The sequence below is a fragment of the Pseudomonas hamedanensis genome, from assembly GCF_014268595.2.
In the GTDB taxonomy this organism is placed as follows: domain Bacteria; phylum Pseudomonadota; class Gammaproteobacteria; order Pseudomonadales; family Pseudomonadaceae; genus Aquipseudomonas; species Aquipseudomonas hamedanensis.
Map to the genome: position 1 here is coordinate 5,120,572 of NZ_CP077091.1, position 18,660 is coordinate 5,139,231.

Annotated in this window: 20 protein-coding genes; 6 read left to right on the forward strand and 14 right to left on the reverse strand. The window is 59.8% G+C overall.

Annotation, left to right across the window (positions count from 1 at the left end; translation table 11 throughout):
- Window positions 1-283 precede the first annotated feature (283 nt).
- The 4 genes from HU739_RS22390 to HU739_RS22405 form a co-directional block, all read right to left on the reverse strand.
- The gene (locus HU739_RS22390; RefSeq protein WP_186550648.1) at window positions 284-1,297 is read right to left on the reverse strand and encodes an ABC transporter substrate-binding protein; all 1,014 of its coding nucleotides are present in this window, start codon (window positions 1,295-1,297) and stop codon (window positions 284-286) included.
- Entirely contained in the window at window positions 1,294-1,821 is a 528-nt protein-coding gene (locus tag HU739_RS22395; RefSeq protein WP_186550646.1) for a sigma-70 family RNA polymerase sigma factor, read from the reverse strand. Before HU739_RS22395 ends, HU739_RS22390 begins: the two co-directional genes overlap by 4 nt.
- Window positions 1,822-1,951: 130 nt before the next feature.
- Window positions 1,952-2,743: a phosphate/phosphite/phosphonate ABC transporter substrate-binding protein gene (locus HU739_RS22400; protein WP_186550644.1), complete on the reverse strand. Its 792-nt coding sequence runs from the start codon at window positions 2,741-2,743 to the stop codon at window positions 1,952-1,954.
- A 139-nt stretch (window positions 2,744-2,882) separates the two neighbouring features.
- Window positions 2,883-3,824, reverse strand: a complete 942-nt coding sequence (locus tag HU739_RS22405; RefSeq protein ID WP_186550642.1) for a fatty acid desaturase — start codon at window positions 3,822-3,824, stop codon at window positions 2,883-2,885.
- A gap of 323 nt (window positions 3,825-4,147) precedes the next feature.
- On the opposite strand from HU739_RS22405, the gene HU739_RS22410 reads away from it, so the two are divergent.
- Window positions 4,148-4,564: a GNAT family N-acetyltransferase gene (locus HU739_RS22410; RefSeq protein WP_186550640.1), complete on the forward strand. Its 417-nt coding sequence runs from the start codon at window positions 4,148-4,150 to the stop codon at window positions 4,562-4,564.
- A 123-nt stretch (window positions 4,565-4,687) separates the two neighbouring features.
- Here the strand turns inward: HU739_RS22410 and def are convergent, their stop codons facing one another.
- The 3 genes from def to HU739_RS22425 form a co-directional block, all read right to left on the reverse strand.
- Entirely contained in the window at window positions 4,688-5,227 is a 540-nt protein-coding gene (gene def / locus HU739_RS22415; protein WP_186550638.1) for a peptide deformylase, read from the reverse strand.
- Window positions 5,224-6,171, reverse strand: coding sequence for a YihY/virulence factor BrkB family protein (locus HU739_RS22420; RefSeq protein WP_186550636.1), 948 nt, complete (start codon window positions 6,169-6,171; stop codon window positions 5,224-5,226). Before HU739_RS22420 ends, def begins: the two co-directional genes overlap by 4 nt.
- Before the next feature lie 163 nt (window positions 6,172-6,334).
- Window positions 6,335-6,526 carry a CsbD family protein gene (locus tag HU739_RS22425; protein ID WP_186550634.1) on the reverse strand — a complete coding sequence of 64 codons (192 nt, stop codon included), beginning with the start codon at window positions 6,524-6,526 and terminating at the stop codon, window positions 6,335-6,337.
- A 193-nt stretch (window positions 6,527-6,719) separates the two neighbouring features.
- On the opposite strand from HU739_RS22425, the gene HU739_RS22430 reads away from it, so the two are divergent.
- The gene (locus HU739_RS22430; protein ID WP_119427887.1) at window positions 6,720-7,097 is read left to right on the forward strand and encodes a hypothetical protein; all 378 of its coding nucleotides are present in this window, start codon (window positions 6,720-6,722) and stop codon (window positions 7,095-7,097) included.
- A 155-nt stretch (window positions 7,098-7,252) separates the two neighbouring features.
- On the opposite strand, the gene fadD1 is transcribed toward HU739_RS22430, so the two are convergent.
- A complete protein-coding gene (gene fadD1, locus HU739_RS22435; protein WP_186550632.1) occupies window positions 7,253-8,950 on the reverse strand; it encodes a long-chain-fatty-acid--CoA ligase FadD1 in 1,698 nt (565 codons plus the stop codon).
- 356 nt (window positions 8,951-9,306) lie between these two features.
- Window positions 9,307-10,995, reverse strand: coding sequence for a long-chain-fatty-acid--CoA ligase FadD2 (gene fadD2, locus HU739_RS22440; RefSeq protein ID WP_186550630.1), 1,689 nt, complete (start codon window positions 10,993-10,995; stop codon window positions 9,307-9,309).
- 222 nt (window positions 10,996-11,217) lie between these two features.
- Here fadD2 and HU739_RS22445 point away from each other — a divergent pair, with 222 nt between their 5' ends.
- Window positions 11,218-12,162, forward strand: coding sequence for an alpha/beta hydrolase (locus tag HU739_RS22445; RefSeq protein WP_186550628.1), 945 nt, complete (start codon window positions 11,218-11,220; stop codon window positions 12,160-12,162).
- A 42-nt stretch (window positions 12,163-12,204) separates the two neighbouring features.
- Window positions 12,205-12,675 (forward strand): MaoC family dehydratase, encoded by a 471-nt coding sequence (locus tag HU739_RS22450; RefSeq protein WP_003227420.1) that lies wholly within the window; start codon window positions 12,205-12,207, stop codon window positions 12,673-12,675.
- Between the two features lie 129 nt (window positions 12,676-12,804).
- Here the strand turns inward: HU739_RS22450 and HU739_RS22455 are convergent, their stop codons facing one another.
- Window positions 12,805-13,272, reverse strand: coding sequence for a ferritin-like domain-containing protein (locus HU739_RS22455; RefSeq protein WP_186550626.1), 468 nt, complete (start codon window positions 13,270-13,272; stop codon window positions 12,805-12,807).
- A gap of 204 nt (window positions 13,273-13,476) precedes the next feature.
- On the opposite strand from HU739_RS22455, the gene HU739_RS22460 reads away from it, so the two are divergent.
- Window positions 13,477-13,713, forward strand: coding sequence for a DUF3820 family protein (locus tag HU739_RS22460; RefSeq protein WP_003227425.1), 237 nt, complete (start codon window positions 13,477-13,479; stop codon window positions 13,711-13,713).
- Window positions 13,714-13,743: 30 nt separating this feature from the next.
- Window positions 13,744-14,925, forward strand: coding sequence for an aminotransferase class V-fold PLP-dependent enzyme (locus HU739_RS22465; protein ID WP_186550625.1), 1,182 nt, complete (start codon window positions 13,744-13,746; stop codon window positions 14,923-14,925).
- Here the strand turns inward: HU739_RS22465 and HU739_RS22470 are convergent.
- The 4 genes from HU739_RS22470 to zwf all read right to left on the reverse strand — a co-directional run bounded on the left by HU739_RS22470 (window position 14,922) and on the right by zwf (window position 18,525).
- The gene (locus tag HU739_RS22470) at window positions 14,922-15,503 is read right to left on the reverse strand and encodes a peptidase associated/transthyretin-like domain-containing protein (RefSeq protein ID WP_186550623.1); all 582 of its coding nucleotides are present in this window, start codon (window positions 15,501-15,503) and stop codon (window positions 14,922-14,924) included. The genes HU739_RS22465 and HU739_RS22470 overlap by 4 nt on opposite strands.
- Window positions 15,504-15,675: 172 nt before the next feature.
- Window positions 15,676-16,341 carry a bifunctional 4-hydroxy-2-oxoglutarate aldolase/2-dehydro-3-deoxy-phosphogluconate aldolase gene (locus tag HU739_RS22475; protein ID WP_186550621.1) on the reverse strand — a complete coding sequence of 222 codons (666 nt, stop codon included), beginning with the start codon at window positions 16,339-16,341 and terminating at the stop codon, window positions 15,676-15,678.
- Window positions 16,342-16,358: 17 nt separating this feature from the next.
- Window positions 16,359-17,072, reverse strand: a complete 714-nt coding sequence (gene pgl / locus HU739_RS22480; protein ID WP_186550619.1) for a 6-phosphogluconolactonase — start codon at window positions 17,070-17,072, stop codon at window positions 16,359-16,361.
- Entirely contained in the window at window positions 17,059-18,525 is a 1,467-nt protein-coding gene (gene zwf, locus HU739_RS22485) for a glucose-6-phosphate dehydrogenase (protein WP_186550618.1), read from the reverse strand. The genes pgl and zwf overlap by 14 nt, the downstream gene beginning before the upstream one ends.
- Window positions 18,526-18,660: the final 135 nt, after the last annotated feature.

Consider the following 18,660-nt stretch of genomic DNA (forward strand, 5'->3'; position numbering starts at 1 on the left):
TGGCAGCATGAATTCACACCAACCTGCGCGCATGGCATGCCATGACGGTCGACAGGGTTAGTTACCAGCAAGCATAGCCAGCCCGACGCCGGGCGCAAGGCCACTAGTCGGCCACTATCTGGCACTTTTTGCACAAGAAACGGTTCAGCGCAGCGGAGAAAAGGCTGCCGGGGCAGGCGCTTTCGCGAGCAGGCTCGCTCCCACAGGGGAATCCATTTCCCTGTAGGAGTGAGCCTGCTCGCGATAGCGGTAGTTGCAGCACTACAGAAACATCAGAAAAATCCTACAAACTTCCGCTCACCTTCGCCGCCACTTCCCCCGGCACCCAAGCCGTCCAGACCTGCGGCTGATCACGCAAAAACGCCTCGGCCACCGCGCGCGGCTGCAATCGTTTTTCGCTCATTTTCGCCAAAGTCTGGTTCAACAGATCAATCGGCAGGTCGACTTTCTCGAAGACCGCGACCAACTCCGGGTACTGCGCCTTGAACGGTGCCGATACGCCAATCGCCAGGCTTGCCGGCATCGACCGCGTGCCCCGTGGATTGGAGTGGTTGGCATCGGCCAGGGTTTTCCACGCCTCGGCGTCGAAGGGCGGCTCCTCCAGCTTCACCAATTTGAACCGACCGAGCAGAGGCGTCGGTGACCAGTAATAGAACAGCACCGGTTTGCCGCGCTTGATCGACGATGCCACTTCGGCATCCAATGCCGCGCCGGAGCCGGTGCGGAAGTTGACGTAACTGTCGGTCAGGGCATACGCCTTGAGTTTCTGGCTGTTGACGATTTCCGACGTCCAGCCGGTCGGGCTGTTGAGAAAACGCCCGCGTGAAGGATCTTCCGGGTCGCGGAACACGTCCTTGTAGCGCGGCAGATCAGCCACCGATTTCAGCTCTGGCGCGAGCGCTTTGATGCCGCGTTCGGGGTCGCCCTTGATCACATATTCCGGCACCCACCAGCCTTCGGTGGCGCCTTTGACCGTGTCACCGAGGCCAAACACCTTGCCCTCGGCGGCCGCTTTGACCCACGCCGGACTGCGCCCGGCCCACTCCTCGCCGATCACCTGGATATCGTTTTTGGCCAGGGCCGCCTCGAGGCTGACGGTACTGCCGGGCAGCGTATCGGTCGGATAGCCGTAACCTTTTTCGACGATCAGACGCAGCACTTCGGTAATGAAACTGCCGCTCTCCCAAGTGATATCGCCGAAGTGGATCGGCGCGTTTTTGTCTGCCGCTGAAACAGCGCCGACACTCAGGCTCAGCGCCAGCAGCGTGCGGCCGAGCAGGGTTTTGATCGATCTCATGCGGACCTCTTTTCTTCCAGGAATTGATTGGCGCTGTGCCGGTCGCACAGCGCTTGAGAACGGGCCATGTACACGCTGACCGAACGCTGCGAGATGCCCAGTTCGGCAGCGATTTGCGGGTAGGTCAGGCCATCGATGCGCGCCAATAGAAAGGTCGAACGGACCTTGGCCGGCAAGCGATGCAGGCTGCGGTCGAGACGATCAAAGGTTTGCGCGAGCTGTACGAGGTCTTCAGGCGACGGGGCGAAATCAATATCAATCTGCTGCCGATACTGTCGCTCCAGCGCCGCACGCCGCCAGCGCTGATAAAGCAGGCGTTGAGCGATGGTTGTCAGTAAGGCGCGGGCTTCGCGAATCGCCGTCAGCGACGGCGCTTCAAGCAATTGCGCGAAGGTCTCCGCGGCAATGTCTTCAACGCTGGCGGCGTCCGCCAGATGCCGGCGCATGAATGTGCAGAGCCAGCGATAGTGGGCGCGAAACAGGCCGTCCACAGTATGGCGATGGGAAGGGTCGGCGCCGGACATAGGGGCTCCTGGGTAAGGGGTAGCTGAATGTCCGGTCGTCCGGTGGCGCGATCGTAGCGTGGCGCCTTATTCTTTAAAAATACTTATATTTCATCCCTATATTCCACAGAGAAATATAGCTCGCCGTGCTTCAGCGTAATCGCCCATAGCCCAGAACTTCAGCCTCCTGCTGATAGTCGAGCAAAACCTGATAGTCGCGCTCACTGGCCGCCATCACGTCGGCCAGCCCCAAGGTTTGCGCCACCTCAGGCAGTTCGCGCAAGGCCTGATTCATCACCTGCCGTAACACCTCGACTTGAGCGTCCGTCGCGCTGGCAACGGTGATAAACGGCAACGCCGGACTGACAGCGCTGCGCGCGACCACACTCAATCCGGCGACTTCATGCGCGGCGTGCCGGGCCAGAAAGTCATAGGTGACGCTGTCGATGGCAGCCAGATCGGCGTGATTTTCGCGCAGCCAGCGCAAGCTTTCACGGTGACCGCCGCTGATGCCGACCGACCCGAAGAACTGCCCGTGCCGATGCAACGGCGCCAGGCGCTGACGAAACAGATTCATGCCGCTGTTGGAGTCCTCGCTGTTGATCACGGCGCGACTGTTGCGAAAGTCCGCGAGCTGTTTTCGCGGGTCGTCAGCGCGGCCAAGAATCAGGCTGCAATGGTTGCCGGCGCTGGCGTCGGGCAGTTCATAGCGTGGCCGGCCAATGATTCGGACCTTGCCGCGTAACGCCGTCATCAGCGGATACCCGCAGGTTTGCGTGAGCAGCAGGTGCGGTGATCGCCAGAGCTCGGGCAGCGATAGATGGGTCGCGTCGAGACGGCTGTGGCCCAGGTGTTCAAGGATGCGCGTAAGCCATAGTTCGTTGGCCAGGCGGATGGGCTCGGGGGCTGGGTACATCAGCAGTTCGGCGTGGTGTTGGGCCATGCATATTCTCCCGACGACAATTATCAATGTAGGAGTGAGCCTGCTCGCGATAGCGGTGTGTCAGTCCACATTGATTTATCTGAACTACCGCTATCGCGAGCAGGCTCACTCCTACAAGGGGTTAGTGGTGTTCTTGTGATCAGTGAAAAGGATGCTCGGGACTGTCGATCGGCGTCAGCCCATTGCGCCGCCAGAACTCGCCATACCCACGCACGACAAACCCGCCACTGCGCGCCACCCACTGCTCGCGACGCATCCAGTACACCTTGGGCAAGTCGTACCAGGCCAGCCCCGGCAAATCATGATGGACCAGATGAAAATTCAGGTTGAGAAACAGCCACCGCCATGGCCACCCGGCTTCGTTGAGCACCGTGCGTTGCTCCGGCTGCGCATGGGGACGGTGCTCGAAGTAGGAGCGGATCATCGCGATCGACAGCGCCGGCACGCTGACCAGCAGCAGGTAATGCCACACCGGCAGGACGCTGTACCGGGCAACGAACCACAGCATCAGCAGGGTCGCGAAGCCGTGGGTCAGCCACATCAGCCACGCTTGGCATTCAGCGTTTTTCAAGCGCTGTAGCTCCTCACGCGCCAACGCGGTCAACGCCAGCGGTGCGCCAATCACACACCGGCCGAGTACGGTTTTGTTCAGCCAATGCATACCGCGCTCGAACAAAGAACTGCCCTGCCAGTCGGCGGACTTCAAGTAACGGCTTTCCGGATCGACACCCGGCACAGTCAAATCTTCATCGCGGTGATGCAGCAAGTGGCTGTCGCGATACAGCGTGTAGGGATACCACACGGCAAAGGGTGCGTAGCCGAGGACTTTATTGACGATCGGCCAACGGGTCGGATGGCCGTGGAGCAGCTCATGCTGCAGTGACAACCACAGCACCAGCAGCGGGATCAGCAGCAACGTACTCCAACCGCGACCCAGCCAAGCGCTGTTGAGGACAATGGCGAACCAGCCTGCATAAACAGCGATCAGCAACAGCCAGGTCGGCCATTCAGTACGGGCGGTAAAGCGTCGGCGCAGGGATTCGATTTGCTGGCGATGCTCGGCATCGAAATAAAAAGCCATGGCGTTGCTCGGAACGGGAGTAGTCCCCTTCTGTGCAACGACGCGGCTGAATCTTGCAGTTTATTTTTCGGACGGTGTGAAAGCCCGTGAACCGGGCTTTCGGTAGCGGTGATCAGTGGCCGAAGATGTCGACTTTCTTGGCTTTCTTTTCCGCGCGTTTTTTAATGGCGGTCTTGGCCGGTTTCTTCTTCGCGGCTTTCTTTGAATCCATACCTTTGGACATGATGTGTGCTCCACTCACAGGGGATGTGAGGTCAGGTATACACCTATCCGCAGGCGCGCGTTCTTTTATAATCGGCACTTTTCGAACCGATAGCGAAACCATGCCCGACATCCACTACAGCCAACTCGACGAATCGTTGTGGCCGCTGATGAACAAATTCTACCGCAGCCACCAGTCCTCGATGAAAGCCGTACGCGAGGCGCAGTTGTGGGTGGCGCGGCGCGGCGACATTGTGGCGGCGTTGTGTTTGCGGCCGGTAGCGGACGGGCATTGGCTGACGGGGTTGTTTGTCGATCCGGAATGGCGGAAGCAAGGAATTGCCGCACAGTTGATTGGCGCCGCGATAAAAGACGTGAGCGAGCCGGTGTGGCTGTTTTGCCATCCGGATCTACGCGGGTTTTATGAGCGGCGCGGGTTCACGTTCGACCCGGCCCTGCCCCAGGCGATGGCGGAGCGGCTGAGCCGGTATGCGCGGAGCAAGCCGATGATTGCGATGGGCCTGCACCCTTCGATCTGACCCAATTCCCCCTGTAGGAGTGAGCCTGCTCGCGATAGCGGTGTATCAGTCACCGAATTTGTCACTGACAGACCGCTATCGCGAGCAGGCTCACTCCTACAGGGGAATTATGGTGGATTCGAGCTAGTCGTCAGCCGCAGGATCCAGGTCGGGAAACATCACTTCGGTAAAGCCGAACTTGCTGAAATCGGTAATCCGCGACGGATACAGCCGGCCAATCAGGTGATCGCATTCATGCTGCACCACCCGCGCATGAAAGCCTGCGGCCACGCGCACAATCGGCTCGCCTTTCGGATCGAAGCCTTCGTAGCGAATCTGTTGATAACGATCCACCGCGCCGCGCAGGCCCGGCACCGACAGGCACCCTTCAAAGCCCTCTTCGGTGAACGGGCTCAGCGGCGTGATCAGCGGGTTGATCAGGATCGTCTGCGGCACCGCTTCGGCGTCCGGGTAACGTTCGCTGTGCTCGAAGCCGAAGATCACCAGTTGCAGGTCAACGCCGATCTGCGGCGCGGCCAGGCCAACGCCGCCGACGCTTTCCATGGTCTGGAACATGTCATCGATCAGTTGCCACAGCTCTGGGCTGTCAAACATTTCGGCCGGCACGGGTGGGGCGATGCGCAGCAGGCGCTCGTCGCCCATTTTAAGAATTTCACGGATCATGGTCGGGCTTCGTCAGTGTCCGGCTTGAGCGAATGATCGCGGCCCAGGCCCGAGACGTGTTGTTTGGGCGTTTCATCGGGGGTTTTGTCGCCCTTGTCCTTGCCTTCGGCGGACATGTGTTCGATGACCGCATTCATTTCCGCGCCCAGCAGCAACACCGCCGCGGAAATGTAGAAATACAGCAAGAGCACGATAATCGCACCGATGCTGCCATACATCGCGTTGTAGTTGGCGAAGGTTTTTACGTAAAAGGCAAAGCCCAGCGAGGCGATGATCCACACCACCACGGCCAGCACCGAACCTGGCGTGATAAAACGGAATTCCTGTCTGACGTCGGGCATCACGTAGTAGATCAGCGCCACGGCCACCATCATCAGAATCACGATCACCGGCCAGCGCGCAATCGTCCAGATGGTAACAATGACTTCTTCCAGCCCGACCTGCGCCGCAATCCAGCCCATCACCTGCGGCCCGAGCACCATCAGCGCGGCGGCGATCAACAGCATGCCGGCAATGCCGACGGTGTAGACGATGGACAATGGGAAACGCTTCCACACCGGACGACCTTCGACCACGTCGTAGGCTGCGTTCATTGCGCTCATCATCAGGCGCACGCCGGCCGATGCGGTGTACAGAGCGATAACGATACCGATTGAAAGCAGGCCGCCCTTGGATTGCTGCAATTGGTCAATCACCGGGTTGACCTGCTCCAGCGCTTGCGGCGGCAGGACCAGCTCCGATTGCAGGCGCAACCAAGAGAAGAAGTCCGGCAGGTGCAGAAAACCGATCAGGGCGATCAGAAACAGAATGAACGGGAACAGCGAGAACAGCATCTGGTAGGCCAGTGCCGAGGCATAGGTCGACATCTCGTCGTCGATAAACTCGGTGACCGTGCGCACCATCACCCGGTGCAGGGGCAGACCTTTCATGTCCGGAAATATCATTCGCGTCTCCTTGCGCCGCAAAAGGTTGAAGTCGTGGCGACTCAGGGGCCGTTTTTTACCTCAAGGTAGCCTACTTGGCGATCCTTTGGCGGATGACCGCAGGGTTCTGATACAAAAACGGCCATCCTTGGATGGCCGCTCGGGTGATTCGTTCAAGGCTCGATTACGCCTTGTCGACGCCTTTCTTGACCGCGTCCTTGGCATTGCCAACGGCTTGCTGGGCTTCGCCTTTTTTCTCTTGGACTTTGCCTTCCGCGTGGAGCCGGTCGTTGTCAGTAGCTTTGCCGACGCCTTGTTTGATGTTGCCGACGGCTTCGTTGGCCATGCCTTTTACTTTATCGCCTGTGCTACTCATGGTGTTTCTCCGTGACGCATAAGGGAAGAAAAGTCAGTACGTAACGGTTGACCGGTACGCTTTGCGCCAAGTTTCAATTATTTTCCGGGCATTTCGTCGTCGTGTGCAGGTTGCGCTTTATGTTTGCGTGCGTTGCCCCGAGAATGCGCTCCATACGGGCGTTGCGCCCCAGGAACCGATCCGCAGGAATGTTATGAAACTCGATAAAAAGCAGGCCATCGCCCGTCGCAACCAGGAACTGGGCGGCGCCGTGCTCGGCAGCAACAATTGCCACTTCGCCGAACTGAACCGTAACCGCAATATCTGGTGGTTCGACCTGCCGGTGTCGCGCCTGGCCATCGGGCAGTACGAGTGGATCCACCTGCTGATGCACACGCCAGCCACCGACGAACTGCTGCACCTGAAAGTGCCGACGGTGTTCCTGCGCGAAAAGCTCGAAGGGCTGGTAATTCGCAATGAAGGCAAGCGCAAGGCCGCCTTGAGCCTGGAATTGAGCGCGGACAAGGATTCGTACCTGCAGGACATGCGCCCGGCGGGAACCAACGTGAATTTTGCGCCGTTTCGTCAGTAGGACTGATCGTTCCCACGCTCCGCGTGGGAACGCATCTCGGGACGCTCTGCGTCCCTGCAGTGCTGGACGCGGAGCGTCCGGGGCGGCATTCCCCCGCGGAGCGTGGGAACGATCAACTCACCAACAAAAAGCCCCGCATCTGCGGGGCTTCGTGTTTAAGCGGCGCTCTTGGCCTTGAGTTTCTTCAGCTCTTCATCGCGCAGCTCACGACGCAGGATCTTGCCGACGTTGGTGGTCGGCAGCGCATCGCGAAACTCCACCGAACGCGGCACTTTGTAACCAGTGACGTTGGCGCGCATGTGGTCCATGACCTGCTCTTTGGTCAGGGTCACGCCCGGTTTGGCGACAATGAAAATCTTGATTGCCTCGCCCGATTTCTCGTCCGGCACGCCGATGGCCGCGCACTGCAACACGCCTGGCAGGGTCGCCAACACGTCTTCCAGTTCATTCGGGTACACGTTGAAGCCGGAGACCAGAATCATGTCTTTCTTGCGATCGACGATGCGCATGTAGCCGTCCGGCTGGATCAGCGCGATGTCGCCGGTCTTCAACCAGCCCTCGCTGTCGAGCATCTCGTCGGTGGCTTCCTGACGCTGCCAGTAGCCCTTCATCACTTGCGGGCCCTTGACGCACAGTTCGCCGATTTCGCCCAGCGGCTGCTCGACACCGGCGTCGTCGATGACTTTGCACAGGGTCGACGGCACCGGAATGCCGATGGTGCCGATCTGGATGTGCTGGATCGGGTTGACCGTGGCCACCGGACTGGTTTCGGTCATGCCGTAGCCTTCACAGATGGCGCAGCCGGTCACGGTTTTCCAGCGCTCGGCTGCCGCCAGTTGCAGGGCCATGCCGCCGGACAGGGTGACTTTCAGCGCCGAGAAGTCCAGCTTGCGGAAGGCTTCGTTGTTGCACAGGGCCACAAACAAGGTGTTGAGGCCGACAAAACCGCTGAACTTCCACTTCGACAGTTCCTTGACCATCGCCGACAGGTCGCGCGGATTGCTGATCAGGATGTTGTGGTTGCCGATCAGCATCATCGCCATGCAGTGAAAGGTGAACGCATAGATGTGGTACAGCGGCAGCGGCGTGATCAGGATCTCGCAGCCTTCGTTGAGGTTGGAGCCCATCAGCGCCTTGCACTGCAGCATGTTGGCGACGAGATTGCGATGGGTCAGCATCGCGCCCTTGGCCACGCCTGTGGTGCCGCCGGTGTATTGCAGCACGGCGACATCGCCGCTGTCCGGGTTGGCTTCCGCTACTGGCTGGCCGTGCCCCTTGCTCAGCACATCGTTGAACTTGATGGCGTTCGGCAGGTGATAGGCCGGCACCATCTTCTTCACGTACTTGATGACGCTGTTGATCAGCAGGCGCTTGAGCGGTGGCAGCAGGTCGGCAACTTCAGTGACGATGACGTGCTTGACCCCGGTTTTCGGCACCACGGCTTGCGCCAGGTGCGCCATGTTGGCCAGGCAGACGAGCGCTTTGGCACCGGAATCGTTGAATTGGTGTTCCATCTCCCGCGCGGTGTACAGCGGGTTGGTGTTGACCACGATCAGCCCGGCGCGAATGGCACCGAAAACCGCGACCGGGTACTGCAGGACGTTGGGCAGTTGCACGGCGATTCGATCGCCGGGCTGCAAGTCGGTATGCTGTTGCAGATAGGCGGCAAACGCACCGGACAATTCGTACAGTTCACCGTAGGTGATTGTCTTGCCCAGGTTGCTGAAAGCCGGTTTGTCGGCGAAGCGTTGGCAGGATTGCTTCAACACTGCCTGAATGTTCGGATACTCGTCTGGATTGATGTCGGCAGCAATTCCAGCCGGGTATTTATCCTTCCAAAAGTCTTCGATCATGGAAGCCCACTCCTCAGCAACGCGAATTCTTCACCGCATTTGATGCGATTATTATTGGTGTGTGTTTTGTATTGGTGAATCTGGCTTTACAGAGGCCGAGAAGTCACAAAGCGCGCCGAGAGTAGCAGCTTTGCCAAGGGTCGACTAGAGCCAAACGTGGGCCCTACAGTCATATTGATGACTCAAGACTTGCCAGCAGTCATTTTAGAGCAAAAATCCTATAAACCTGTGAAAGCCCCGGTTTTCATGGGCACCAAACAAAGAATCGCGAGCAGGCTCACTCCTACAGGGAGTACACAGCTCCCTTGTAGGAGTGAGCCTGCTCGCGATCCGCGCAACGCGCGGCCATTCACCGCTTAGGCGATATCCCGCAACTCACGCCGCAGAATTTTCCCTACAGGCGTCATCGGCAAAGACTCACGCAAGACAATGTGTTTGGGCACCTTGTAGGCGGTGAAATTCTCTTTGCAGTAGGCCTTCAGTTCTTCAAGGCTGACCCCGGACTCCCGCGCCACCACGAACAGCTTCACGGCCTCGCCCGAACGTTCGTCCGGCACGCCGATCACCGCACAGTTGGCGACTTTCGGGTGAGCCATGACCACGTCTTCGATTTCGTTGGGGTACACATTGAAGCCCGAGACAATGATCATGTCTTTCTTGCGGTCGACGATGCGCACGAAACCGTCCGGGTCGATCACAGCAATGTCGCCCGACTTGAACCAGCCCTCGGCATCCAGCACTTCGGCAGTGGCTTCAGGTTTGTTCCAATAGCCCTTCATGATCTGCGGGCCTTTGATGCACAACTCGCCGCGCTCGCCCAGGGGCAGCTCGGCGCCGTCATCATTGATGACTTTGAGCAAGGTGCCCGGCACCGGCAGGCCCACCGTGCCCAGGCGCGACTGGTCGCCGTACGGGTTGGTGCAGGCCACCGGCGAGGTTTCGGTCAGGCCGTAACCTTCGGTGATGCGACACCCGGTGATTTGCTCCCAACGCTCGGCGGTGGCCTTGACCAGCGCGGTGCCGCCGGAGTTGGTGAGTTTCAGGCTGGAGAAATCCAGGGTCTTGAAATCCGGATGGTCCATCAGCGCCACAAACAAGGTGTTCAAGCCGAGCAACGCCGAGAACCGCCAGTTTTTCAGTTCCTTGATGAAGCCGGCGATATCGCGCGGATTGGTGATCAGCACGTTGTGATTGCCCGAGACCATCATGCACATGCAATTCGCGGTGAAGGCATAGATGTGGTACAGCGGCAGCGGCGCGACCATCACTTCCTGCCCTTCGCGCAGCAGCGGCTGACCATCCGGCCCGAGCTGTGCCAGGCAGGCGCGCACCTGCTGCATGTTCGCCACCAGATTGCCATGGGTGAGCATCGCGCCCTTGGCCAGGCCCGTGGTGCCGCCGGTGTATTGCAGCACGGCAATGTCGTCGAGGCCGACGCTCAACGGCTTGATACCCAAGCCCCGGCCCAGACGCAGCGCGCTCTTGAACGAGGTCGCCTGCGGCAGCGAATACGCCGGGACCATTTTTTTCACTTTGCTGACCACGGTGTTGACCAGCCAGCCCTTGGCAGTGGGCATCAGATCGCCCATCTTCGCTTCGATCAGGTACTGGATGTCCGTGTCGGGCAGCACTTCCTGGACTTTCTGCCCGAACACGTTCAGGTACACCAGCGCCCGCGCGCCGGAGTCCTTGAACTGGTGACGCATCTCGCGCGCGGTGTACAGCGGATTGGTATTGACCACGATCAGCCCGGCACGCAAAGCGCCGAACACCGCAATCGGATAATGCAGGACGTTAGGCATCTGCACCGCGATGCGATCCCCCGGCACCAGATCGGTATGCGCTTGCAGATAGCCGGCGAACGCGGCGCTCTGACGTTCGAGTTCGGCGTAAGTCAGGGTGATGCCCATGTTGCTGAACGCCGGGCGATCGGCGAATTTTTTGCAGGAACGCTCGAACACCTCGATCACCGACTTGAACTCACCCATGTCGATGTCCAGCGGTACGCCGGCCGGGCGTTTGTCGTTCCAGAAATCAGGTTGCATTGTTCTTGTCCTCTTTACCTGAGCCGATCCGGGCCGCGTTTCTGTCATTTCTCGCTCATCCATTGAGCGGGAAAGCAAAAAGCGGAGCTTCACGGACACTAGCAGTTATGGCCAATCAGGCAAATATGGGTAAAGCCGTCATTGACCGTGTGAATCTTCCTGCCGTGGCGTGGGCTGATCAGACGCGCTATACATGTGCCGACTCTGAGCAAAGGAATCGCCATGATCCACGACACCCTATGGCTGGACGCGAGTGACCGCAGCCGCCTGTACGTCAATCGCTGGCTGCCGGGCGCGCCGTTGAAAGCGGTGATTCTGGTAGCCCATGGCATGGCCGAACACAGCGCTCGCTACGCCAGACTCGCCGACACGTTTTGCGACAAAGACTACGGTGTGTACGCCCCGGATCTGCGCGGACATGGCCGAACCGCCGACAACGGCACCCTCGGCCACTTCGCCGATGACGACGGCTGGCGCAAAGTGCTCGGCGACCTCGCCAGCCTCAACCAGCACATCGGCCAGCAACACCCCGGCGTGCCGATTATCCTGCTCGGCCACAGCATGGGCAGCTACCTCGCTCAAGGCTATTTGCTGCATCACAGCGCCAGCCTGCAGGGGGCGATACTCAGTGGTTCCAATTTCCAGCCGGTCGCCCTGTATCGCGCCGCCCGCCAGATCGCGCGCCTGGAAAAGCTGCGTCAGGGCGGCAAGGGCCGCAGTGCGCTGATCGAGTGGCTGTCGTTCGGCTCGTTCAACCATCAATTCAAACCGGTGCGCACCCGCTTCGACTGGCTCAGCCGCGATCCGCTGGAAGTCGACCGCTACGCCAGCGATCCTTTATGCGGCTTTCGCTGCACCAATCAGCTGTGGATCGACCTGCTCGGCGGGTTGCAGCAAATCAGCAAAGCGTCCAATCTCGCCCAGATCGATCCGGGCCTGCCGCTGCTGGTGATTGGCGGCGAATGTGATCCGGTGAGCGAGGGCAAGCGTCTGACTGATCTGGCCAATGCCCTGCGCGCGGCGGGCAGCCAGTACCTGCACCTGAAGATCTACCCGCAGGCCCGGCACGAATTGTTCAACGAAACCAATCGCGATGAAGTCAGCGCCGATGTGCTGGCCTGGATCGACCAGGCCCTGAGCCATCCGCGCCGCCATCGCAGCGAATAACTTTTTATGGATTGATTCAATCCGTCACAGGAATCGAGACCGATGACCCAGGTTACCAACATCCCTTACGAAGCCCTCGAAGTCGGCCAGACCGCCAGCTACAGCAAGACCGTCGAGGAGCGCGACATTCAGTTGTTCGCGGCCATGTCGGGCGACCACAACCCGGTGCACCTGGACGCCGAGTTCGCCGCCGCCAGCATGTTCAAGGAGCGCATCGCCCACGGCATGTTCAGCGGTGCGCTGATCAGCGCCGCCGTTGCCTGCGAATTGCCTGGACCGGGGACTATCTATATCGGTCAGCAGATGAGCTTTCAGAAGCCGGTGAAGATTGGCGACACGCTGACGGTGCGCCTGGAAATTCTTGAGAAGCTGCCAAAGTTTCGCGTGCGCATTGCCACTCGCGTGTTCAACCAGCGTGATGAACTGGTGGTGGATGGCGAGGCGGAGATTCTGGCGCCGCGCAAGCAGCAGACGGTGACGTTGCCGACGCTGCCCGCGATCAGTATTGGCTGATTATCGAGTCTACATATAACGAATGTGGGAGCGGGCTTGCTCGCGAATGCGGTGTGTCATGCAACGATGACGTTGCTGACACTGCCTCTTCGCGAGCAAGCCCGCTCCCACATTTTGTTTCAGTGGCGCTTACGAGTTGGCACGCGCCTGGTTACGCAGGGCTTTCACTTGATCGTGGTTGCGTTGTACGCCGTGGTACTGACGCTCAACCAGATCCTTGATACCCACCAGGTTGTGCTTGTTGATTTTCTCGATGGCTTCGCGATAAGCCTTCAGTGCATGGTCTTCACCGCGCTCGGCTTCGTTCAGAACGGCCTCTTCGTCCTTGCCGGTGAACATCGCTTTGACGTCGACCCAGCGACGGTGCAGGTCGCCGCTGACGCTGGTCGAAGTTTCCGGATCGCCACCCAGCGAGCGCACCTGAGCCTGCAGTTCTGCAGCAGCGGTAGCGCAGTCGGCGGAGCGCTGCACAAACAGGGTTTTCAGTTCAGGGTGTTTGATGTCTTCGGCGCAAGTCTTGAACCCTTCCTGGCCGTCCTTGCAGGTTTCGATCAGGTCATTGAGTACCGAGATGGATTCTTTGTTTACGTCAGTCATTTTCCAATTCCTTGCGGTTGGTTGAAGATGCAAGGGATATTGCAGTGTGCGTGCCAGCTTCGCTTATCAGATTAAACCCTTTAATTTCAATACGTTACATATAGAGCAAAAATCTGTATTCCTGTTATTTGCATGATCTGTCATTTGGCCTGCATGCAGAATGCCTGTATTTTCCAGTTTGTTTTAAAGCCAGACGAAAACACGATGAATCCCGAAAAACTCGAATTGCTGATCACCCGCGAAATGCCCTTCGGCAAATACAAGGGGCGGATCATTGCCGACCTGCCGGGACCCTATCTGAACTGGTTCGCCCGCGAAGGCTTTCCCCATGGCGAACTTGGCGGTCTGTTGGCATTGATGCAGGAGATCGACCACAACGGCCTGTCGGACCTGCTTGAACCGCTGCGCGCCAAACACGGCAAACCCGCTCCGCGTCATTGAAGCGCCCTCCTCTTTCAGAGCTGACCGACCATGCCCGATAACACCCGCCGCGCCCGTGACGAAGCGTTCTGGATGACGTTCGCCGACCGTTACGATGCACAACCCGGCCCCGTGAACCTGGAGAACGGCTACTTCGGGCGCATGTCGCGCACGGTGATCGAGGAGTACCACCGCAACATCGAGCTGATCAACACCAGCAACTCGGTGTATGTGCGCCAGCGTTTCGAGCAACAGGACAGCCTCGACATTCGCACACAACTGGCCGAGCTGCTCAGCGTGCAGGCGCAGTGCGTGGCGTTCACCCGCAACGCCACCGAAGGCCTGCAATCGCTGATCCGCAATTACAACCGCCTGCAACCGGGCGATCAGGTGCTGATCTGCGATCTCGAATACGACACGGTCAAAGGCGCAATGCGCTGGCTGGCCCGGCAGCGCGGCGCCGAGGTCATCGAGATCGACCACACGCATCCGGCCAGTTTCGACAGCCTGCTGGCGACCTACCGCGCGGCGTTTATCGCTCACCCGAAACTCAAGCTGATGGCCCTGACGCACGTCACGCACCGCACAGGCCTGGTGATGCCAGTGGCAGCCATCGCCGCGCTCGCCAAGGAATATGGCGTCGACATCATCCTCGACGGTGCCCACGCGCTCGGCCAGGTCGAGTTCAATCTGGAGGCACTGGGCATCGCGTTCGCCGGATACAACCTGCACAAATGGATCGGCGCACCGCTGACCCTGGGCTTTGTCTACATCGCGCCGCAGCGTCTGGCCGACATCGACCCGGACATGGGCGAAACGCACTTCCCGAGCAACGATATCCGTGCACGGACCTCGTACAGCACGCCGAACATTCCCGCATTGATGACGTTGCCGCTGGTACTCGAAGAGCATCGTTCCCTCGGCGGCGCCCCGGCCAAAGGTGCGCGGCTCAACTATCTGCGCAATCTATGGGTCAGCGCGGTGCGGCACCTGCCAGGCATCGAGGTGATGACGCCCGACGATCCACGGTTGTACTGCGGCATCACCTCGCTGCGTTTCACCCGGCACGACGATCAGCAAGCGATGGCCGAGCGCCTGCTTAACGAATACAACCTGTTCACCGTGGTGCGTCACGGCGCCGCGAGCGGGCCGAGCATTCGTATCACACCGGGGCTGACCACCACGGCAGCCGAGATGGAACTGCTGGTGCGGGCGCTGAACCAGCTGCGCTAAAACGGCGCACCGACGTTTTTTTCGTAGCCTTCGAGGCCGAGCTGCGACGACACGGCAAAGGTATCGATGCCGAGCGTCTGCCAAGCGAAGGCGCCGTCCTCGAAGTTCTCGCCGGCAATCGGCTGCAACATCAGTTGCAAAGCGTCATCGGCGCGGGGCTCACAGCCGCAGCGGCCGGGCAGGTGCAAGGTTCCGGCCCACGCCTCATGATCGGCTCGCGCGCCCGCTTCGTCGCCTGGAATGTACACGTTCAGGGTAAGGCAGGAAGTGCCCGCTATCAGACGATCCGGATAGACAGTGGTGAAACGGACGACGCCGTGGCTATCGGTCGATTGACTGCCGCGCAGATAGACGTCGGTATCGATTGCCTGCTGAATACGCACCAGCGCGCGGTTAACCGGTTCGCCGGTCATGGCATCGACCAGCGACAGCCGCAGGATCAGTGGCAGGCCTTCGACGCCTCGGCTGATGTTGCGCACCTCGGCTTCGGCTGAGCGCCAATCGGGCCCGCCAGGGGCTGACCGTTGCGGTTGATAAAGGGAGTGTGGCGTAAGGGTCAGAGACTGAAGGTCGTCCATGAGGCGTTCTCTCTTCCATAAGATGAACGCAGGTTAACCTTGGGAAAAAGCCCGTGTGCGTTAACTATGTATCGCAACATGTACCGGCACTTTTCTCAGCACAAAAAAAACGGTGCGCCGACCAAGCGCACCGAAAAGCCGTAGAACACACAACGAAGTGTAGGGGTGACGATCAGTCCAGCAGCGCCAGGGCTTCGGCAGTGCATTCCTGAATACGGGCCCAGTCGCCGTTCTTGATCCACTCCGGATCAAGCATCCAGCTACCGCCCACGCACATGACGTTTTTCAATGCCATGTAGCTCTTGATGTTGGCCGGGCTCACGCCGCCGGTCGGGCAGAATTTCACTTCACCGAACGGGCCGCCCAACGCTTTGATCGCCGCGACGCCGCCACTGACTTCCGCCGGGAACAGCTTGAAGCGGCGATAGCCCAGACCGTAGCCTTCCATGATGCCCGAGGCGTTGCTTATGCCCGGCAACAGCGGAATCGGGCTGTCGACGCTGGCTTCGAGCAGGTCGCGGGTGATGCCTGGGGTGACGATGAACTGCGAACCGGCCGCTTCGGCTGCCGCGAGCATGTTGCGGTCAAGCACGGTGCCGGCGCCGGTCATCAGTTCCGGGCGCTGTTCGCGCAGGATCTGGATGGCCTTGAGGCCGAATTGCGAACGCAGGGTCACTTCCAGCGCGGTCAGGCCACCGGCGGCGAGCGCGTCGGCCAGTGGCAGCACGTCCTGTTCGCGAGCGATGGTGATCACCGGCAAGATCCGCGCCTTGGCGCAGAGACTGTCGATCAGGGCAACTTTGTCCGCCATGGAAACGGTCGGGGATAGGGTTGTCATAGCGGCTGTTCCTTGGCTCATGGGCACCAGTAGATCTCTAACGTAGGTTGCAGGAACGCGCGCACCGGCATGGCCGCGACGTCATCGGATGCCAGCGCGGCATTCAGGGTGGTCAGTTTCGACTGACCGGAAATCGACAGAATCTTGTGTCGGGCCGACGCCAGCAATGCCCGACTCATGGTCAGGCGCTGACGCGGCACGCTTGGCGCGAGCATCGGCCAGCAACGACGCGTGCCGTCGGCTTGCAGGGCTTCGGCGAGGTTCGGGCTGTCTGGAAACAACGACGCGGTGTGACCGTCATCGCCCATGCCCAGCACCAGCACATCAATCGCCGGCAGTTCAGCGAGCAAGCGGTCGGCCTGTTCGGCGGCCTGTTCGACATTCGCCGCAGCGCTGTAGAGGCTGAGGAACTGCGCCTTGGCCGCCGGGCCCTTGAGCAGGTACTGCTTGAGCAGACCGGCGTTGCTGTCGGCATGTTCAACCGGCACCCAGCGCTCGTCGGCGAGGGTGATCACCACCTTCGACCAGTCCAGTTCCTGCTTGGCCAGGTGCTGGAAAAACGCCACCGGGCTACGCCCGCCGGACACCACCAGCACCGCATTGCCGCGTGCCGCAATGGCTTCGCTCAGTTGCTTGGCAACGTTCAGCGCCAGGCCTTCGGCCAGCAACACCGGGCTCTTGAATTCGTGGGCATTCACGCCCGCTGGCAGTTGCACATCAGATATCGCCATACCACGACCTCCCATCCCGCGTGATCAGTGCAATGGAGCTCATCGGCCCCCACGACCCGGCCGCATACGGCTTGGGCGCGTCACCGGATTTTTTCCATCCGGCGATCAACTGGTCACACCACTTCCACGCGGCTTCGATTTCATCTTTACGGACAAACAGGTTCTGATTGCCGTTCATCACTTCCAGCAACAACCGCTCGTAGGCATCGGGGATCCGCGCGCTACGCCAGGTGTCGGAGAAATTCAGTTGCAGCGGCCCGCTGCGCAGTTGCATGCCTTTGTCCAGGCCCTGCTCCTTGGTCATCACGCGCAAGGAAATGCCTTCGTCCGGTTGCAGGCGGATGATCAGCTTGTTACTGATCTGCAAGCGCTGCTCGGGGGCGAAAATGTAGTGCGACGGTTCCTTGAAATGGATGACGATCTGCGACAGCTTCTGCGGCATGCGCTTGCCGGTACGCAGGTAGAACGGCACGCCGGCCCAGCGCCAGTTACGGATGTCGGCACGCAGAGCGACGAAGGTTTCGGTGTCGCTCTGGGTATTGGAATTGGGTTCTTCGAGATAGCCCGGAACGGATTTGCCTTCGCTGTGGCCGGCGATGTACTGGCCGCGCACCACTTGCGTGGTCAGGCCTTCCGGGCTGATCGGCGCCAGCGCTTTGAGCACTTTCACTTTCTCGTCACGGATGCTGTCGGCGGACAGGTCGGCCGGCGGGTCCATGGCGATCAGGCACAGCAGCTGCAACAGGTGATTCTGAATCATGTCGCGCAGTTGGCCGGCCTTGTCGAAATAGCCCCAACGGCCTTCGATGCCGACCTTCTCGGCCACGGTGATTTCCACGTGGGAGATGTAATTCTGGTTCCACTGGGTTTCGAACAGGCTGTTGGCGAAACGCAGGGCGATCAGGTTCTGAACGGTCTCTTTGCCCAGGTAGTGGTCGATGCGGTAGGTGCGGTCTTCCGGGAAGAACTGCGCCACGGCATCGTTGACCTTGCGCGAAGATTCGAGGTCCGAACCGATCGGCTTTTCCAGCACTACGCGGGTGTTCGCGGCCAGACCAACTTTTTCCAGGTTTTCGCAGATCGCGCCGTATACAGCCGCCGGGGTGGCGAAATAGGCAATCATGCGCTGGCTGCTGCCGGCCTGTTCGGCCAGCGCGACGTAGTCGTCAGCCTTGAGGAAGTCGACGTGCAGATAAGTCAGGCGCGCCAGAAAGCGCTCGGCCACGGTTTCGTTCAGTTCTTTGCCGACATAGCGGCGCAGTTCGGCGGCAATAAACGCCAGGTGCTGCTGCTCGGTACCGGCTTCACGGGCCAACGCGATGATGCGCGTGTCCTCATGCAGCAGATCGGCGCCATCGAGGTGATAAAGGGCAGGAAACAGCTTGCGCAGGGCCAGATCGCCCAACGCGCCGAACAAGGCAAAGGTGCACGGTTCAACCGTAATCGAAGGCATGATGTTTGTTCTTTTATCAAGTTAAGCTACAAATACCTTTTTTCAAGGCATCACTCAAGGGAAAATGTAGTAATAACCACAACATTTTCGCAAAATACACATTCCGTGTGGTGGTCGGTCAGAGCCATCAGTAGG

Bases quoted from the DNA above. Each gene is read 5' to 3' on its own strand.
- HU739_RS22390 (WP_186550648.1), bottom strand. From the start codon at position 1,297: ATGAGATCGATCAAAACCCTGCTCGGCCGCACGCTGCTGGCGCTGAGC.
- HU739_RS22395 (WP_186550646.1), bottom strand. From the start codon at position 1,821: ATGTCCGGCGCCGACCCTTCCCATCGCCATACTGTGGACGGCCTGTTT.
- HU739_RS22400 (WP_186550644.1), bottom strand. From the start codon at position 2,743: ATGGCCCAACACCACGCCGAACTGCTGATGTACCCAGCCCCCGAGCCC.
- HU739_RS22405 (WP_186550642.1), bottom strand. From the start codon at position 3,824: ATGGCTTTTTATTTCGATGCCGAGCATCGCCAGCAAATCGAATCCCTG.
- HU739_RS22410 (WP_186550640.1), top strand. From the start codon at position 4,148: ATGCCCGACATCCACTACAGCCAACTCGACGAATCGTTGTGGCCGCTG.
- def (WP_186550638.1), bottom strand. From the start codon at position 5,227: ATGATCCGTGAAATTCTTAAAATGGGCGACGAGCGCCTGCTGCGCATC.
- HU739_RS22420 (WP_186550636.1), bottom strand. From the start codon at position 6,171: ATGATATTTCCGGACATGAAAGGTCTGCCCCTGCACCGGGTGATGGTG.
- HU739_RS22425 (WP_186550634.1), bottom strand. From the start codon at position 6,526: ATGAGTAGCACAGGCGATAAAGTAAAAGGCATGGCCAACGAAGCCGTC.
- HU739_RS22430 (WP_119427887.1), top strand. From the start codon at position 6,720: ATGAAACTCGATAAAAAGCAGGCCATCGCCCGTCGCAACCAGGAACTG.
- fadD1 (WP_186550632.1), bottom strand. From the start codon at position 8,950: ATGATCGAAGACTTTTGGAAGGATAAATACCCGGCTGGAATTGCTGCC.
- fadD2 (WP_186550630.1), bottom strand. From the start codon at position 10,995: ATGCAACCTGATTTCTGGAACGACAAACGCCCGGCCGGCGTACCGCTG.
- HU739_RS22445 (WP_186550628.1), top strand. From the start codon at position 11,218: ATGATCCACGACACCCTATGGCTGGACGCGAGTGACCGCAGCCGCCTG.
- HU739_RS22450 (WP_003227420.1), top strand. From the start codon at position 12,205: ATGACCCAGGTTACCAACATCCCTTACGAAGCCCTCGAAGTCGGCCAG.
- HU739_RS22455 (WP_186550626.1), bottom strand. From the start codon at position 13,272: ATGACTGACGTAAACAAAGAATCCATCTCGGTACTCAATGACCTGATC.
- HU739_RS22460 (WP_003227425.1), top strand. From the start codon at position 13,477: ATGAATCCCGAAAAACTCGAATTGCTGATCACCCGCGAAATGCCCTTC.
- HU739_RS22465 (WP_186550625.1), top strand. From the start codon at position 13,744: ATGCCCGATAACACCCGCCGCGCCCGTGACGAAGCGTTCTGGATGACG.
- HU739_RS22470 (WP_186550623.1), bottom strand. From the start codon at position 15,503: ATGGACGACCTTCAGTCTCTGACCCTTACGCCACACTCCCTTTATCAA.
- HU739_RS22475 (WP_186550621.1), bottom strand. From the start codon at position 16,341: ATGACAACCCTATCCCCGACCGTTTCCATGGCGGACAAAGTTGCCCTG.
- pgl (WP_186550619.1), bottom strand. From the start codon at position 17,072: ATGGCGATATCTGATGTGCAACTGCCAGCGGGCGTGAATGCCCACGAA.
- zwf (WP_186550618.1), bottom strand. From the start codon at position 18,525: ATGCCTTCGATTACGGTTGAACCGTGCACCTTTGCCTTGTTCGGCGCG.